The organism is Thalassobacillus devorans (genome assembly GCF_011761345.1).
GTDB classification, from domain to species: domain Bacteria; phylum Bacillota; class Bacilli; order Bacillales; family Halobacillaceae; genus Thalassobacillus; species Thalassobacillus devorans.
The window spans coordinates 23,083-37,339 of sequence record NZ_JAASRY010000003.1 but is presented as its reverse complement, the minus strand read 5'-3'; the positions used below and the strand labels follow the sequence as shown (position 1 = coordinate 37,339).

22 protein-coding genes are annotated in these 14,257 nt (G+C 43.4%); 18 read left to right on the top strand and 4 right to left on the bottom strand.

From position 1 onward, the window contains the following. Positions 1–2: 2 nt before the first annotated feature. Entirely contained in the window at positions 3–1,199 is a 1,197-nt protein-coding gene (locus tag FHS45_RS11220; protein ID WP_371872046.1) for an aminotransferase class I/II-fold pyridoxal phosphate-dependent enzyme, read from the bottom strand. Positions 1,200–1,350: 151 nt separating this feature from the next. Here FHS45_RS11220 and FHS45_RS11215 point away from each other — a divergent pair, with 151 nt between their 5' ends. After that, the gene (locus FHS45_RS11215) at positions 1,351–1,932 is read left to right on the top strand and encodes a cell wall hydrolase (protein WP_062443697.1); all 582 of its coding nucleotides are present in this window, start codon (positions 1,351–1,353) and stop codon (positions 1,930–1,932) included. Between the two features lie 145 nt (positions 1,933–2,077). Here FHS45_RS11215 and FHS45_RS11210 read toward each other — a convergent pair whose 3' ends face one another. Then, on the bottom strand, positions 2,078–2,338 hold the full coding sequence (locus tag FHS45_RS11210; RefSeq protein WP_062443701.1) for a 2Fe-2S iron-sulfur cluster-binding protein: 261 nt from the start codon (positions 2,336–2,338) through the stop codon (positions 2,078–2,080). Between the two features lie 183 nt (positions 2,339–2,521). Here FHS45_RS11210 and FHS45_RS11205 point away from each other — a divergent pair, with 183 nt between their 5' ends. The 10 genes from FHS45_RS11205 (at position 2,522) to FHS45_RS11160 (ending at position 8,617) form a co-directional block, all read left to right on the top strand. Further along, complete coding sequence (locus FHS45_RS11205) at positions 2,522–2,728, top strand: DUF1657 domain-containing protein (RefSeq protein WP_062443705.1); 207 nt, start codon at positions 2,522–2,524, stop codon at positions 2,726–2,728. Positions 2,729–2,771: 43 nt separating this feature from the next. Beyond that, positions 2,772–3,248 carry a YhcN/YlaJ family sporulation lipoprotein gene (locus FHS45_RS11200; protein WP_148350064.1) on the top strand — a complete coding sequence of 159 codons (477 nt, stop codon included), beginning with the start codon at positions 2,772–2,774 and terminating at the stop codon, positions 3,246–3,248. A gap of 13 nt (positions 3,249–3,261) precedes the next feature. Continuing rightward, on the top strand, positions 3,262–3,741 hold the full coding sequence (gene spoVAC / locus FHS45_RS11195; RefSeq protein ID WP_062443711.1) for a stage V sporulation protein AC: 480 nt from the start codon (positions 3,262–3,264) through the stop codon (positions 3,739–3,741). Continuing rightward, the gene (gene spoVAD, locus FHS45_RS11190; protein WP_062443715.1) at positions 3,741–4,745 is read left to right on the top strand and encodes a stage V sporulation protein AD; all 1,005 of its coding nucleotides are present in this window, start codon (positions 3,741–3,743) and stop codon (positions 4,743–4,745) included. Before spoVAC ends, spoVAD begins: the two co-directional genes overlap by 1 nt. Positions 4,746–4,798: 53 nt before the next feature. After that, positions 4,799–5,092 carry a stage V sporulation protein AE gene (gene spoVAE, locus FHS45_RS11185; protein ID WP_229717917.1) on the top strand — a complete coding sequence of 98 codons (294 nt, stop codon included), beginning with the start codon at positions 4,799–4,801 and terminating at the stop codon, positions 5,090–5,092. A gap of 12 nt (positions 5,093–5,104) precedes the next feature. Next, complete coding sequence (locus FHS45_RS11180; protein ID WP_062443721.1) at positions 5,105–5,311, top strand: DUF1657 domain-containing protein; 207 nt, start codon at positions 5,105–5,107, stop codon at positions 5,309–5,311. Between the two features lie 18 nt (positions 5,312–5,329). Continuing rightward, entirely contained in the window at positions 5,330–6,190 is an 861-nt protein-coding gene (locus FHS45_RS11175; RefSeq protein WP_062443724.1) for a DUF421 domain-containing protein, read from the top strand. 68 nt (positions 6,191–6,258) lie between these two features. Then, positions 6,259–7,257: a DUF3231 family protein gene (locus FHS45_RS11170; RefSeq protein ID WP_062443726.1), complete on the top strand. Its 999-nt coding sequence runs from the start codon at positions 6,259–6,261 to the stop codon at positions 7,255–7,257. Between the two features lie 11 nt (positions 7,258–7,268). Then, positions 7,269–7,742: a DUF5683 domain-containing protein gene (locus FHS45_RS11165; RefSeq protein ID WP_062443729.1), complete on the top strand. Its 474-nt coding sequence runs from the start codon at positions 7,269–7,271 to the stop codon at positions 7,740–7,742. Positions 7,743–7,816: 74 nt separating this feature from the next. Beyond that, positions 7,817–8,617, top strand: coding sequence for a metallophosphoesterase (locus tag FHS45_RS11160; protein ID WP_062443732.1), 801 nt, complete (start codon positions 7,817–7,819; stop codon positions 8,615–8,617). A 126-nt stretch (positions 8,618–8,743) separates the two neighbouring features. Here the strand turns inward: FHS45_RS11160 and FHS45_RS11155 are convergent, their stop codons facing one another. Then, positions 8,744–9,319 carry a YkoP family protein gene (locus FHS45_RS11155; RefSeq protein ID WP_062443735.1) on the bottom strand — a complete coding sequence of 192 codons (576 nt, stop codon included), beginning with the start codon at positions 9,317–9,319 and terminating at the stop codon, positions 8,744–8,746. A 269-nt stretch (positions 9,320–9,588) separates the two neighbouring features. Here FHS45_RS11155 and FHS45_RS11150 point away from each other — a divergent pair, with 269 nt between their 5' ends. From FHS45_RS11150 to FHS45_RS11120, 7 genes are all read left to right on the top strand, one after another. Beyond that, positions 9,589–10,257, top strand: a complete 669-nt coding sequence (locus tag FHS45_RS11150; RefSeq protein WP_062443739.1) for a hypothetical protein — start codon at positions 9,589–9,591, stop codon at positions 10,255–10,257. After that, positions 10,254–10,991 carry a cytochrome c biogenesis CcdA family protein gene (locus tag FHS45_RS11145; RefSeq protein WP_062443742.1) on the top strand — a complete coding sequence of 246 codons (738 nt, stop codon included), beginning with the start codon at positions 10,254–10,256 and terminating at the stop codon, positions 10,989–10,991. The genes FHS45_RS11150 and FHS45_RS11145 overlap by 4 nt, the downstream gene beginning before the upstream one ends. A 28-nt stretch (positions 10,992–11,019) precedes the next feature. Then, positions 11,020–11,634: a peroxiredoxin family protein gene (locus FHS45_RS11140; protein WP_062447647.1), complete on the top strand. Its 615-nt coding sequence runs from the start codon at positions 11,020–11,022 to the stop codon at positions 11,632–11,634. A gap of 16 nt (positions 11,635–11,650) precedes the next feature. Beyond that, the gene (locus FHS45_RS11135) at positions 11,651–11,998 is read left to right on the top strand and encodes a response regulator transcription factor (RefSeq protein WP_062443745.1); all 348 of its coding nucleotides are present in this window, start codon (positions 11,651–11,653) and stop codon (positions 11,996–11,998) included. Positions 11,999–12,069: 71 nt separating this feature from the next. Continuing rightward, positions 12,070–12,411 carry a YolD-like family protein gene (locus tag FHS45_RS11130; RefSeq protein WP_062443748.1) on the top strand — a complete coding sequence of 114 codons (342 nt, stop codon included), beginning with the start codon at positions 12,070–12,072 and terminating at the stop codon, positions 12,409–12,411. 83 nt (positions 12,412–12,494) lie between these two features. Next, on the top strand, positions 12,495–13,040 hold the full coding sequence (locus FHS45_RS11125) for a hypothetical protein (RefSeq protein ID WP_062443751.1): 546 nt from the start codon (positions 12,495–12,497) through the stop codon (positions 13,038–13,040). 89 nt (positions 13,041–13,129) lie between these two features. Further along, positions 13,130–14,035 (top strand): DMT family transporter, encoded by a 906-nt coding sequence (locus FHS45_RS11120; protein WP_082411973.1) that lies wholly within the window; start codon positions 13,130–13,132, stop codon positions 14,033–14,035. Here FHS45_RS11120 and FHS45_RS11115 read toward each other — a convergent pair. Beyond that, positions 14,025–14,216, bottom strand: a complete 192-nt coding sequence (locus tag FHS45_RS11115) for a hypothetical protein (RefSeq protein WP_062443758.1) — start codon at positions 14,214–14,216, stop codon at positions 14,025–14,027. The two genes, FHS45_RS11120 and FHS45_RS11115, sit on opposite strands and share 11 nt — an antisense overlap. Positions 14,217–14,257: the final 41 nt, after the last annotated feature.

Genomic DNA, 14,257 nt, shown 5'->3' with positions numbered 1-14,257 from the left:
CATCAACGCTCCTTGCTATTCAATACTTTCATCCGCTCAGCTGCTTCCCGCAGTCGTTCTTCACCGACAGATAAGGAAATACGGAAGTACTTATCGCCGGACGGGCCAAAAGCAATTCCAGGAGTAATGATCACTCCTGCTTCTTCCAGCATGCGCTCGGCAAAGGCAGAAGAGGTAATCCCTTCCGGTACCGGCGCCCAGATGAAGAAGGTGCCCCGCGGCTTAGCCACCTTGATACCAAGCTCCCGTAATGCTTCCAGCATGATGGACATCCGTTTTTCGTAAACAGCGATGTTTTCTTTTACCGCAGAAAAGTCGCTCATTAAAGCAGCCGCTCCCGCCTTTTGAACCGGGAGAAACTGGGATGTATCTGTGTTGCTTTTTACGATCGACAGGGCTTTGATTAACTCTCTGTTGCCTGCGACATAGCCGATCCGCCAGCCTGTCATGTTGAAGCTTTTTGATAAGGATCCAAATTCTACCGCAATATCTTTCGCTCCGTTACTCTCTAGTACACTTGGTGCCTGGTAGCCGTCATAGGTCAGTGCGCTGTAGGCTGCGTCATGAAGAAGAGCAACATTATGCTTTTTAGCAAAGGTAACCGCCTCGTCAAAGACGGAACGATCGACGGTAGCGGCTGTCGGATTTCCCGGATAGTTCAAAAACATCAGCGAAGCGTTATTCCAATCGGCTTTTGAAACGTGATCAAACAATGGCCGGTAGTTGTCAGCTGCATCCAACGGCAGGTAAGTGGTTGTTCCACCGGCTAAATGGACAGCAGAACGATAAACTGGATAACCAGGATCAGGAACCAAAGCGGTTTCACCTGGGTTCAGGACGGCAGTGGCCATATGGGCTAGTCCTTCTTTTGAACCGATAAGCGCAAGGATTTCTGTATCAGGATCCAGTTCGACCTGATAGGTTCTGTTATAAAAGCCGGCGACCGCCTGACGGAATTCCTGGCAGCCGTTGTAAGAGGAGTAGACATGGTTGGCTGGTTTCTTGGCTTCTTTAGCCAGCTGGTCAATAATGAACGCAGGCGTAGGCAAATCTGGCGCTCCAATGCCTAAGTCAATCACATCAACTCCCTGGCTTTCTAATAATTTTTTCTTCTGCTGAAAGACCGAGAATAAATATGGGGGTAAACTAGTGACACGATTAGAAATTGGCGGCAAATCATCCTCCCCTTTGACAATCAAATATAGTTCATTATATGAGGGGGGCTGTCCAGTTTATGTTTGAAACTGCCATATAGTGTATGAATGGAAAAAGTGGCAATATTTTTATAATGAAGGAAGGTGGAGGGCGTGTTAGATTGTAATGGATAGAAATCGAAGGAGGTTTATCAACATGACTATCAAAAAAATAATTGTGACATCTCTTACAGCTATCATGGCCTTAGCAGTGACGCTTCCAGCAAATGCTGCAAGTGGACAAGGATATACAGTCAAAGAAGGGGACTCTTTATATAAAATCGGGACGAAATACGGAGCATCCGTTGTTGATATCAAACAAGCCAGTGGTAAAACAGATAATAATATCAACCCTGGAGAACAGTTGACGATTCCTGTTACGGTAACAGAGGCTGAAAAAGACGTACTTGCAAGATTGGTAGAAGCAGAAGCAAAAGGTGAACCATATGGAGGGAAAGTGGCTGTTGCTGCTGTTGTATTGAACCGAGTGGACAGCGATCTCTTCCCAGACAGTATCAAAGGTGTCATTTACGACGGTTATCAGTTTTCGCCTGTGTTGAACGGAACTATCAATCAGCCGGCAAGTGAAGAATCTAAAAAAGCGGTCAATGAAGCGATTGCTCACCATGGCCTTGGTTATGGTTCTCTGTTTTTCTTCAACCCCGATAAGGCGAACAATGCTTACTTGAATCAACGAGAAGTAACAAACGTAATTGGAAACCATGTATTTGCCCGGTAAATAATTAAAAAGGCTGATGCTCAGGAAATTGGACCTGGCATCAGCCTTTTTCTTTTGGTTTGTAAAACCATACAGTTAATAATGTCAAAATGGTCCGGGGCGTTTTTCTTCCCCGCTTCTTGCCAAAGCTCTAGTATTACAGAAATTATTTAACTGGTACAGTTTGGCAGGCGAGACGATAGCCGTGCTCTAATTCTGATTCAATCTGCTGATATTCTTTTGGCGTCGGTTTATTCACGGATTCTTCACCAGCTACAAGCTCCACTTTACAGCGCGTGCAGTTCCCTTTCTGGCATTTGTAATCCAATGGGACTTCCTGTTCAAAAGCAGTAGCCAGCAGTGATTTCCCTTTTACCGGTTCAATATCATAAGTTTCTCCATTTTGTTTTACCTGAATCGTATTCATGATGAAAAACTCCCCTTTAAGTAGTGTTTATTGCAAAATTCTCTATAGCCTATTGTATGGTTTCCTCCTGTTTCCTACAAGTAGCCTTTTTTTCTCCTTCATAATAAAGCAAAAATAGGTAAACATAATTTCAAGAATGCCGCAAAAAATAACGGTTGTAAAAAAAAGTAAGGAGAGATGAATATGACTGTCATTAGCGATGTGAAACAAACCGTCGCAGGCTTGAAAAGCGCACAGGCAAACTTTGAAACCTTTGCCCTTGGCACAGAAAATCAACAAGCCAAGCAACTGTATCAGCAGGCTGCTCAGCAGACACAGGTAATTATCGACAGTGTCGAGCCACGTGTTAGTGAAATCGAGCAAGAAGAACCTCAATATAAACAGCAATAGGCAAGGACAGATAAGGTTAGCGGACTGCTAACCTTATTCTGCCATGAACCGCTATCAAGGTGGTGGAGAGAATATGAAAAAATTACTGACCGGAATACTTGTGTTCGCATTCCTGATGGGATGTCAGGATGGAAACAATGAAGAAACACAAGATTTGAACGAGCCAATGCAAATGGCAAATAACAATAAGCTGAATCAGGCTGTCTCTGAACAGGCTGATCGATCTCTACGCAACAAAAACAATTTAACCGATGTCCAAGTCGTCAATGACGACAAACAGTTGCTGATTGCTGCACAAATTCCTCATAATGAGCGTTTTCATATGAAAAAAATAGAGAAGGATTTGACAAAACAGGCGGAAGAGAAGTTTCCGGATTATCAGGTTACACTCTCCCTTGATAAGAAAATCCACCTGGAAGTGATGCAGCTGAAAAAACAGATAGCTGAAGGAAGCATCGATCAAAAAAAACTATCGAATGAGCTGGACCGACTGATCAAGCTTTCCAAAGAAAAAACATAAAGTAGGTGGCGTCATGGCTAATAATAAGAAAAAAAATCTGACTCCAATTCAACAGGAATATCAGCAGTTTCAATCCGAACGCGAAGTGAAAAGGCCGGTCGTAAAAAACTGTATCAAAGCTTTTTTCGTTGGTGGGCTCATCTGTTTAATCGGGCAGTTCATTCAAACTTTTTTTATTTATAACTTTAACTTCACCGAGCAGACTGCCGGAAACCCTACCGTTGCTGTCATGATATTCATCGCGATGCTGTTAACAGGGTTTGGTGTCTATGACCGACTTGCTCAATTTGCGGGGGCAGGATCTGCGGTTCCTGTAACTGGGTTTGGCAATGCGGTGATTTCTGCTGCGATAGAACACAGAAGTGAAGGCTTTATCCTTGGCGTAGGTGGCAATATGTTCAAGTTAGCAGGATCGGTCATCATGTCAGGGGTGTTCGCTGCGTTTATCGTAGCCTTGATTAAAACATTATTGATTCAGTGGGGTGCTTTGTGATGCGGACGTGGGAATTTGAACAGCGGCCAGTTATCGTATCAACCGGTACGGTTGGCGGTCCTTTTGAAGCTAATGGGCGGCTGGCCGATGATTTTGATACCTTGCATGACGACTTGTGGCTGAACGAAGCTACCTATGAAAAAGCACACAAGGTGCTTTTTGAGGAAGCATCACTCAGAGCATTAGAAAAAGCCGGAATCACTAAAGAACAAGTGGACTTTTTCATTGGCGGAGATTTGATCAATCAGATTACGCCGACAAGCTTTACAGCAAAAACAATCGGAGCTGGCTATTTTGGTTTGTTCGGCGCCTGTTCGACTTCTATGGAAGGGCTGGCGCTCAGTGCTTTTATTATCAATAACGGCGGCGCAGCATGTATTGTTACAGGTTCGGCCAGTCATAATGCGGCTGTTGAAAAACAATTTCGTTATCCGACAGAGTATGGAGCACAAAAACCTCCCACTTCTCAGTGGACAGTAACAGGTGCAGGCGCATCAGTAGTAATGGCTCAGGGGGAAGGTCCCGTAGTCACTTCGGCCACGATAGGAAAGGTCGTCGATATGGGCCTTACTGATCCGATGAATATGGGAGGAGCGATGGCACCTGCCGCTGTCGATACGATTGAAACCCATTTCCGTGACCGGAAAATTGATGCTTCCCATTACGATTTGATTGCTACCGGGGATCTCGGGCACATTGGCCGGGAAGTAGCTTTTGATTTGTTGAAAAAACATGGAACAGATATTCCAGAAGAAAAATTTCAGGATTGCGGGTTGCTGATTTACAGAGAGGACCAGCCAGTGCTGGCAGGGGCCAGCGGTGCAGGCTGCTCTGCTGTCGTCACCTATGGTCATTTATTGAATCGAATGAAAAAAGGTGAATTGAGGCGGATATTAATAGTAGCGACCGGTGCCTTATTGTCTCCCCTGACTTTTCAACAAGGCGAAACCATTCCATGTATTGCCCATGCGGTATCGATTGAATATGGGGGTGGGAACCTGTGATTTTTTTCTGGGCATTTATAGTTGGAGGAATTATCTGTGTGATCGGTCAAATTATGTTCGACGTTTTCAAACTGACACCTGCTCACACCTTAAGTGCGTTAGTAGTGGCAGGAGCTGTTTTAGATGGATTTGGATTGTACGAACCATTAATTGATTTTGCGGGGGCCGGGGCGACTATCCCAATCACTAGCTTTGGAAACGCCCTCGTCCACGGAGCGATGGAAGAAGCCCAAAAACACGGACTTGTCGGTGTAGTGACTGGAATGTTTGAAGTGACCAGTGCCGGTATTTCGGCTGCCATCATTTTCGGCACACTTGCAGCCCTCATATTCAAGCCAAAAGGATAAGGAGCAGCTGATATGACAATTGGTGCAGATCTCAAACAATGTCTTGCCACAATCAAAAGCATAGAAGCGGGTTTATCTTCGTTGGCCATAAATACGAATGCAGAAGATGAACAGCGACTCTATCATGAACAAATGATGGTCATCGAAGAAATCAAACAGGATTTAATGAAGCGGATTGGAGAAGTAGAACGAGAAGAAGAGCAGTATAAAGGCTTCTAGATAAAGGAGTGATCAGTCATGCCCGAATGGATACACATAATTTACAGGGGAGTTCTTTTTTTAATCCTACTATTCTTGATGACAAAATTGCTTGGAAAAAAGCAAATATCACAGCTGTCTTTTTTTGAATATATTTCAGGTATCACAATCGGTAGTATTGCGGCAGAAGTAATAATGGGCCTCGATAATAATATATGGCATGGAATTATAGGGGTTGCAATCTTTGCCGTAATTCCATTTTTTGTAGAAATTCTGTCTTTGCATAATAAAAAAATACGGGATGTCGTCGAAGGAAAAGGGACAGTTCTTATTAAAGATGGAAAGTTACTTGAGGATAATTTAAAAAAAGAAAAGTATACAACGGACGAAATTTTACAATTACTGAGAGGAAAAGATGTCTTCCAGGTAAATGAAGTAGAATATGCAGTTTTAGAAGCGGATGGTAAATTAAGTGTCCTGCTTAAGAAAGACAATCGTCCCCTGACCAGAAAGGACATAGATTTGCCCAGTATCAATGAAAAGGAACCCCACACGATCATTATGGACGGGGAAATGATAGATGATAAACTGGCTTCTGCCGGGAAGAACCGGGCATGGCTGAAACAGGAACTGGATAAGCAGAACGTCACGATTGAGAATGTCTTTCTTGGTCAGGTGGACTCCTCCGGCCAGCTGACTCTTGATTTATATGATGACAAAATTCAGGTGCCCAAGCCACAGGAGAAACCGCTCCTGCTGGCTAATATGAAAAAATGCCAGGCGGATCTTGAACTGTTTGCGCTGGCTACCGACTCAGAGAAAGCAAAGCGTCTATATGCAGCCAATGCGAGGAAACTGCAGGAATCGATGGATGTATTGTCTCCTCATTTGAAAGGATAAGGAATGCGGCAGAACACCAACTATTAAGATAAGCTACGCAAAACAGAAGTGAAGGAGATGTTTTTTCAATGCCGATCATAAAGCTTACTGCCAGCGAAATTGGAATGTTATGGACACAATATGTCCAAAACACGATGACCCTCCAATTTTTAAAATATTTTAATGAAACGGTTGAAGACGATGAAATTAAACCAGTCGTCCAATTTGCGGAAGAGTTTTCATCTACCGTTAATGAGGATATGCAGCGTATTTTTCAAGAAGAAGAGCTTCTGGTTCCGGATGGTTTCAGCGAAAAAGATGTCAATAAGGAAGCTCCCAAACTATTTACTGATGATTTCATACTGATGTTTCTAGGGAGTATAGGAAAATCCGGTGTTCTGGCCTACGGAGCTTCCTTAAGTGCATCGTCCCGGGGAGATGTCCGTCAATTGTTCTCCAGCTGTATTACTGAAACGACAGAGCTGTTCAATCGAGCAGTAGATGTTGGTCTGGAGAAAGGAATATACGTGCGGACTCCTCAAGTTGATGTTCCGAGAGAAATCGAGTATGTCGAAGGTAAAAAGTATCTGAGTCCATTTAACAAGCGTTCACTTAATACCATCGAAATCAGTCATTTATTCGAAAATTTAAAAACCAACAGTCTTGGGGAAGCGATATGTGCTGCCTTTGCCCAGACGACACCCTCGAATGAAATCGTAGCTTTTATGAAAAAAGGGGAGGATATTTCCTCCAAACATATCCAGACTTTTTCTCATATATTAGAGGGATCGGCAATTCACCCGCCAATGACATCCAACAGTTTGATCACCAATTCTACCACACAAACCTTTTCTGATCGCTTGATCGTCTTTTTGATGAACGTACTTAGTACGACAGGCCAGAGAAATTACTCCGCAGCTTCAACGGCAAGCTTGCGTTATGACTTAGTTCTCCACTATCAGCGGCTCTCGGTGGAAGTGGCTTTATATGCAAAAGACGGTTTAGACTTAATGATTAAACATGGATGGTTAGAAGAGCCTCCCCAAGCCCCTGATCGAAACGAACTTGTGGCGCACTCTTCCAGTTGACGGGGGCTGCTATGAGACATTCGCCGCTGGAAGTCTTGCTATGGAGTATCGCCTTTCCGGGATTTGGGCAATTGCTGAACCGTCAGCTTATAAAAGGTATATTTTTTATTGTTTTAGAGGTCCTCGTCAATTTGTATAGTAAGTTCAACACAGCCATCATCTACAGTTTCCTTGGTGAAATCGATAAAGCGATTGAAGTAACAAACTTCCAATGGCTGATGTTTTATCCTTGTCTTTATTTGTTCACCATCTGGGACGCTTATAAAGATGCCCATGCTGCCGAACTGCCGAAGCTTGCTTTCTTACCATTTGTTTTTTCAGCCTATTTCGTAACGGTAGGGCTGATCTATTCGACTAAGGTGAAGCTGTTCGGCGTTTTATTAGGTCCTGTCTGGCTGCCGATACTGTTTCTCATCCCGGGTCTCGTCATAGGTTTTTTATTAAGAGCGTTACTGCTTCGTGTTGTGGCCGGCAACAACAGCTAGGTGGTAACCTATCCATCAATTGCTAGTCCTCCATCATCTTGTTCCTTGTATAATAGGAAGGGGAGGTGGAGGCCATGATTTGGATGATAACTTTGCTGCTGCTTCTGGTTGGCGGCTATATGGCATATAAAAATACCCAGGAAGTACAAATCAATAAAGTGGATGTGAAATCCGATAACACAGCCGCTCCTCTTCATATTTTGCATTTATCTGATCTTCATTTAGAAAATATCTCCATAAGCCCAGCTCAGCTCTATGAAAAACTGAAACAGGAACCATATGATATGATCGCATTGACCGGGGATTTTCTTGACCGGAAGTGGACGATTCCAAAGCTTGTCCCTTATTTGGAAGTGCTTAACGATTTGAAGCCAAAATACGGTATTTACGCGGTGTTCGGTAACCACGATTACGTGCTGCGTCCCCACAATTTCAAGCGATTGAAGCAAACCTTGGAAAATCACCAGTGTAAGGTATTGCAGAATGCCAATGATCAATTAATCATCAACGGCCGCTCTATCAATGTTATCGGTATTGATAATTACAGTACCGGCCACAGCGATATTGAGGCTGCCTATCGAGGAATTCATCAAGGATATAACCTTGTGTTGACCCATGACCCGAACGTTGTACTGGAGATGGATGAGTATCACTTTGATTATTTATTGTCCGGTCATTTCCATGGCGGTCAAATTTTGTATCCTAAAGCTTATCATCTTGTGAAAATGGGAAAGCTTCCACGGATGAATATGATCAAAGGCCTTCACAAGCATAAAGGAAAGTCTTTTTATATCAGTGAGGGACTGGGGCAGACCGGCCTGAATATTCGCATAGGAAGTCGACCTGAAGTCACCATGCACCAAATAGCAGAATAACAATAACTTAAAAAGCTAAGGCATTGTCGCCCTTAGCTTTTTTACTGCTTTTTCATTAGCTGAAATACCTTTAGTGTTGCTGAGGATCCCTCACTTTTAATATTTCGGCAAACAAATCAGAAAGCGCTAATTTGTGTCTATTTTGTTAAGGTACCTGTTTTGCAACTGTTTTTTTGAGATAAAAATATAGTTAGGCTGGTGGTTTTTCAGGTATCCTAAAGAAGGAGGCCGCATACATAAGGTACTGATAGCTATGAAGGATAAAAATTTCATACAGCGGTATACTGGATTGGTAATAGGGGCCGTTTCAAATCCCAGCCGGCGACAGCCTTTGTGCAAAGCGGTAATTCCCATGATTCCGGTAACCTCATGCCTATGTGTATGTTGGTTCAGATAACTGGCAAGGTCCGGCATCGAATCCCGGACAGTCTTATAAATATGACGCGCCTTGTTAACATCATGGTTCATGGAGCGCATTTCATTGATGAGCCGGATATTATGCAAATGTATTTTCAGTACCTTATCATGTTTTTGAATACGGGTACCATCATGGAGCGTTATTCCACTGCCTTTATAGGCCATAATCCGGACACGGAACACATTGTTGATTTTTTTATTATTCCCCGGAATATAGGTCAGCCGGGAGACCCGGTAGTAGAGAGGATCAAATAAAGTCCAGAGACTCACTAAATATTGTCTCATGGCAAACACCTCCTAAGGTTATTGCACCCCTTAGTGTTTGGTGTTTCTTTGGTTTTATAGATGGGAAAAATCGGTGTTTTACTTTTAAGGCAGTTTAAATAGTCGAAGTCCTTACTAGCAAGGCGCTAACGCTTTTGTTTTGTTCATAATCCGTTAATAATCGAGTCTTATACTTTAGGCAGAGGTAACTTTATTAAGGGGTTATAAGAAACCCTAAGGTTTTCTAATAATGGATTTTGCCTGATAATTCACAATAAAGGAAGAATGTTATGCCATCAGCATGGGTATTAGGACCGCTAATTATAAAAAGTACATGGATCATCACGATTGTCAGTATAATAGCAGGGGGCCTGTTTTACCGCTACTATTCCCGCTTTAGTCAGGCTAAGAAGAAGCGGATGGAAGACAGTTTGTTTTCCCTGTTGCTGACATTTATTTTTACGTACTTTTTTGGGAAAATTGTATTTCATTTCTCGTTGTTTTTCCAGGACCCACCGGCTATCCTGGCATACCCGAGTGGGAAAAATGAGTTTTACCTAGCTGCAGTGCTTACCTTCGCACATGCCTTGTTCTTATTACGAAAAAAACAAATGGATGGGCGCGAACTATTGTTTAGCGGAATGATGGTATTCTTTCCGGCCCTGTTGTTGAAAAATTTCCTTGACGCCATGCTGCTGCAAAATGGGATGGAGCTTCCTATAATCGTTAAACTTTTCGTATTAAGTGTTTTTGTACTGCTGTTTGCCTTTCAGACAGTCGACAAAAGCCATGTCATTTATTTATGGCTGGCCTGGCTGCTCAGCGAATGGCTGCTTACATTTATTGCACCATTCCCGATGTTGTTCGGGGTAATAGTCGCTACGTGGTTTATATTTACGTTAATGGTTGCAGGACTAATTCTTGAAATTTTGACTAGACGGAAGGTGGTCATTACATGACTTCAGATGTTACAATTTGGCTCGCTTTCGGTGCAGGGGCGATATCTTTCTTATCCCCGTGTACCCTGCCGCTGCTTCCTGCTTATTTGTCTTACATAACAGGAATGAGTGTGAAGGAAATACAAAACAAGAAAGATGCTAAAGTACGGACTAATATATTGTTGCATTCGATATTCTTCCTTATTGGTGTCTCATCGATCTTTATTGCTTTAGGAATTGGAGCCTCTTATTTAGGAAGCTATATTCAGGGGCTATTGTCAGGTCAGTCTGGAGTTTTGATACAGCGGATAGCCGGTGTATTCATCATTTTGATGGGCTTGTTTGTCGGTGGGTGGATCAGTTTCAAATGGATGATGAAAGATAAGCGACTCCGTCATACCCGGAAGCCAGCCGGTCTAGTGGGAACGACCTTCGTCGGCATGGGCTTTGCCGCAGGGTGGACCCCGTGTATCGGTCCAATCTTCGCATCGATTCTTGTACTGGCAGCAACAGACCCGGGGCAGGGTTTACTGTACACAATTGCCTACGTACTCGGTTTCGCTATGCCATTCCTGCTGTTCTCTTTCTTTCTGGGTTCGGCAAGGTGGGTTGTCCGTTATAGTGAAAAAATCATGAAGGTCGGTGGTGGCCTGATGATTGCCATGGGTGTATTGCTTTACACCGGGCAATTAGCACGTCTTTCAAATATACTGCTTCGGTTAGTACAAGATACTTGGTTAGGAAACCTCGGCTGATTTTTTGAAAAGGAGGACGATGTCAGGCATGAAAAAAGGGATTGTAATCGGAATCGTGATAGCTATGCTGGGTTGGGCGGTCTATGATATGCTAGTTGACAAAGGAGACTCGGGGGCTTCCGGAAACGGAGAAAAAGAGCCTCAGATGAGGGTGGCAGGAGATGGAGAAGGCCTAGAAGGGGACAAAGCTTCTGAAAATGAAGACGTTGCCGGGGGAGAGGTCGGTTTACAAAAAGGTCAGAAAGCCCCTGATTTTGAGCTCCAGACGATGGAAGGTGAAACGGTCAAGCTTTCCGATTATCGCGGTCAGAAAGTGATGATCAATTTCTGGGCTACCTGGTGTCCGCCATGCCGTGCAGAAATGCCTGACATGCAGAAGTTCTATGAGAACGAAGATATTGAAATACTGGCCGTCAACCTTACGCAAACGGAAAGCGACGCTAGTGACGTCACAGAATTTGTCGATGACTTCGGGCTGACTTTCCCGATTCTCATGGATGAGAAGATTGCAGTTGCCAACCAATATGAAATTAAACCGATTCCAACTTCCTATTTCGTTGATTCTGAAGGTTACATTCAATATGTAGCTTTAGGAGCGATGAATTACGACTTGATGCTTCAACAGTACGAACAGATGGATTGATGGCTATCATAAATGAATGGTGGTTGAAATTAACGAGAAAATTTTAGTGGTAGAAGACGATCCGATGATCATGAACCTGGTTACCATTTACTTAGAGAAAGCCGGATATGATGTAGTAAACGTAGAGGACGGAGAAAAGGCGAAAGACATGTACTTCACCCATGCCCCCTGCCTGATTATATTAGACTTGATGCTTCCCAAGGTTAGCGGGGAAGCATTTTGTCGTTGGGTAAGGAAGCAGGATGCAAGAGAAGTTTCTATCATTATGTTATCGGCAAAAGCGCGAACAGAAGACAAGATTGCCGGGCTTAAAATGGGGGCGGATAAATACAAGAATAAAATGTCAATTTTTGGCAGTTTGTGAAATAAGCTTTACCCTGCTGTTAGAATTATATATAATAAGAACAAACGTTCGGAATGACGGGAGGGTGCATGATGGATAAGCACAATAAAGACCGAGGGACCATCAAGTGGACATCGTTGATGCTGCCGGAGCATGTCCAATTAGTTAAAGAGCTTTGGAAAGAAGATGAACGTGTGGAAAAAGGCATCATTGATGAACAAAAAGCGGTAGAAATCGATTTTTTGCTGCAGCGGGCCCTAAATGACAATTTGACCGTGGAAATCATTTTTCATAATGGGTTTGAACATGAACATCGCTGTGGGAAAATCAATTCGATCTGTTCCCTGAGAAAAGAGCTGCATGGTACAGAGGAAGCCACGAAGCATAGGTTTACGTTGCCTTTAAATGACATCGTTGATATTACAATCCTGTAAATACCTGAATGAAAAGGAAAATAATTGAATTATCAATCAGCTTATATTAAGCTTGTTGTAACAGTGTACTAAAGGGGATTGTAATGGGGAAATTATTCAGTTTTAAAGGCTTCATGACAATTTTAATTATTTTGGTAGTTGGTTCGCTCGGGTTTTTTGGCGTACTGATAGTTACGGATATCAATGAAAATAAATCAGAAAATACAGCCGCAACAGAATCCAGTGACCAGGAAGAAAACCCGTCTGAGTCAGGTGGGCAAGCAGAGGCTGGTGAGCCACCAAGTGAAGAAGGTTTTGAGGAAGCGGGGGATTTAATAGCTGTCGCTCACCGTTATTATAATGACACAACCGGCTATGGAAAGCTGGAAGATGGTGTCAAATGGAGTGAGCAGCGGGAAAGGGCAGAGCAGTATTTAACTTACATTGAGGACAACACATTCGAAGACCCGCCTACCTTACAGACCGATATGGATGCAGTGGGTCAATATTTGAAACAAATAGTAGACGGGTCGAAAGAATTAAATAATGTCAAGCAGGCGCACCGTTATTTTCATGATTTAGACATCGCAATCAATAATTACACGGATTATAAAGAAGTCTGGGGTGTGACGGAAACCCCTGTCAACTGATTCAGGAAAAGACTCTTACCTTCAGGGTAAGGGTCTTTTGGTATCTGTATGGACTTCGTAATTTCTCCAAATGGAAGGGGGATGGAACTATGTGGAAAGCATATGCATTAGTAATGCTCGCTATTATATTGTTTTCGGGAAATTTTATCGCTGGCAAGGTGGCTACAGCAGCAATCGCCCCATTTACGCTGGCCTGGCTGCGGACATTGATCGCCTTTTTACTGTTATTGACGTTTGCGAGACAGGAATTCAAGTATGCCCAGCTAGTGATGGTGAAGAATTGGAAAGCTTTATATGGAATGGCCCTGACAGGAGTGGTGTTATTTCCGGCCCTTGTTTATACTTCCTTGAATTATACGACTACCATTAATGCATCTATTGTAGAGGCGCTGACGCCTTCGGTTGCGATGGTGCTCGGCTTTTTATTCTTAGGAGAACATTTTACTCCTTCTCAATTAACAGGGGTGCTAGTTTCTTTTCTCGGTGTCCTTTACATCATCACGCAAGGATCATGGGAAGTATTGGCAGGCTTAGGATTTAACATTGGAGATTTGATTATGCTGAGCGCGGTCGTAAGCTGGGCTTTTTATTCTTTACTGGTCAATAAGCATGGGCCGAAGTTCCCGATGTATGGCAGTCTATTGTTCATGTTGGGAATGGGTAATGTCACCCTGCTGGTAATGGCAGCGGTCATAGAATGGCTGCCCCGGGGATTTGAAATTGACTGGTCGTCACAAGTGATTTGGAGTGTGCTTTACACTGGTATCTTCCCGGCTGTTATTGCTCTTATTGCCTGGAATCAGGCCGTGTCGATGATCGGTCCTTCAAAGGCTGCGGTATTTTTGAATTTGATACCTGTCGTCACAGCGGTTATGGCGTTCACTTTTTTAGGAGAAGCAATGACCAGTGCACAGTTAGTAGGGGGAGTGTTTGTGTTAGGCGGTGTCTATATGACGACACGAAGACAAAAAAAGAGAGAGGCGGCTAATCCTTAGCATCCTCTCCGTGCGTTTCTGTCCATGCCACCTTTCCGGCCAGCAAAAAAATCAGGCTGGAAGCCAGGAATACGAAGCTGATTATCGTATCGTGAAGGATGAACATCATGATGGCTCCTGTTAGTGCATTCATAATTCCGACGGTGACAAACATCCAGGCAATCAAGTTCTTTTGTTCCATGGCAAGTCACCCCATTCCTATGGTTACTTAGAGTATAGCGC

Excerpts from the sequence above, each read along its gene's own strand:
- spoVAD (WP_062443715.1), top strand. The coding sequence starts at position 3,741 with ATGCGGACGTGGGAATTTGAACAGCGGCCAGTTATCGTATCAACCGGT.
- spoVAC (WP_062443711.1), top strand. The coding sequence starts at position 3,262 with ATGGCTAATAATAAGAAAAAAAATCTGACTCCAATTCAACAGGAATAT.
- FHS45_RS11200 (WP_148350064.1), top strand. The coding sequence starts at position 2,772 with ATGAACCGCTATCAAGGTGGTGGAGAGAATATGAAAAAATTACTGACC.
- FHS45_RS11165 (WP_062443729.1), top strand. The coding sequence starts at position 7,269 with ATGAGACATTCGCCGCTGGAAGTCTTGCTATGGAGTATCGCCTTTCCG.
- FHS45_RS11205 (WP_062443705.1), top strand. The coding sequence starts at position 2,522 with ATGACTGTCATTAGCGATGTGAAACAAACCGTCGCAGGCTTGAAAAGC.
- FHS45_RS11150 (WP_062443739.1), top strand. The coding sequence starts at position 9,589 with ATGCCATCAGCATGGGTATTAGGACCGCTAATTATAAAAAGTACATGG.
- FHS45_RS11175 (WP_062443724.1), top strand. The coding sequence starts at position 5,330 with ATGCCCGAATGGATACACATAATTTACAGGGGAGTTCTTTTTTTAATC.
- FHS45_RS11145 (WP_062443742.1), top strand. The coding sequence starts at position 10,254 with ATGACTTCAGATGTTACAATTTGGCTCGCTTTCGGTGCAGGGGCGATA.
- FHS45_RS11140 (WP_062447647.1), top strand. The coding sequence starts at position 11,020 with ATGAAAAAAGGGATTGTAATCGGAATCGTGATAGCTATGCTGGGTTGG.
- FHS45_RS11170 (WP_062443726.1), top strand. The coding sequence starts at position 6,259 with ATGCCGATCATAAAGCTTACTGCCAGCGAAATTGGAATGTTATGGACA.
- FHS45_RS11135 (WP_062443745.1), top strand. The coding sequence starts at position 11,651 with ATGGTGGTTGAAATTAACGAGAAAATTTTAGTGGTAGAAGACGATCCG.
- FHS45_RS11115 (WP_062443758.1), bottom strand. The coding sequence starts at position 14,216 with ATGGAACAAAAGAACTTGATTGCCTGGATGTTTGTCACCGTCGGAATT.
- FHS45_RS11160 (WP_062443732.1), top strand. The coding sequence starts at position 7,817 with ATGATTTGGATGATAACTTTGCTGCTGCTTCTGGTTGGCGGCTATATG.
- FHS45_RS11125 (WP_062443751.1), top strand. The coding sequence starts at position 12,495 with ATGGGGAAATTATTCAGTTTTAAAGGCTTCATGACAATTTTAATTATT.
- spoVAE (WP_229717917.1), top strand. The coding sequence starts at position 4,799 with ATGTTCGACGTTTTCAAACTGACACCTGCTCACACCTTAAGTGCGTTA.
- FHS45_RS11210 (WP_062443701.1), bottom strand. The coding sequence starts at position 2,338 with ATGAATACGATTCAGGTAAAACAAAATGGAGAAACTTATGATATTGAA.
- FHS45_RS11130 (WP_062443748.1), top strand. The coding sequence starts at position 12,070 with ATGGATAAGCACAATAAAGACCGAGGGACCATCAAGTGGACATCGTTG.
- FHS45_RS11155 (WP_062443735.1), bottom strand. The coding sequence starts at position 9,319 with ATGAGACAATATTTAGTGAGTCTCTGGACTTTATTTGATCCTCTCTAC.
- FHS45_RS11215 (WP_062443697.1), top strand. The coding sequence starts at position 1,351 with ATGACTATCAAAAAAATAATTGTGACATCTCTTACAGCTATCATGGCC.
- FHS45_RS11120 (WP_082411973.1), top strand. The coding sequence starts at position 13,130 with ATGTGGAAAGCATATGCATTAGTAATGCTCGCTATTATATTGTTTTCG.
- FHS45_RS11180 (WP_062443721.1), top strand. The coding sequence starts at position 5,105 with ATGACAATTGGTGCAGATCTCAAACAATGTCTTGCCACAATCAAAAGC.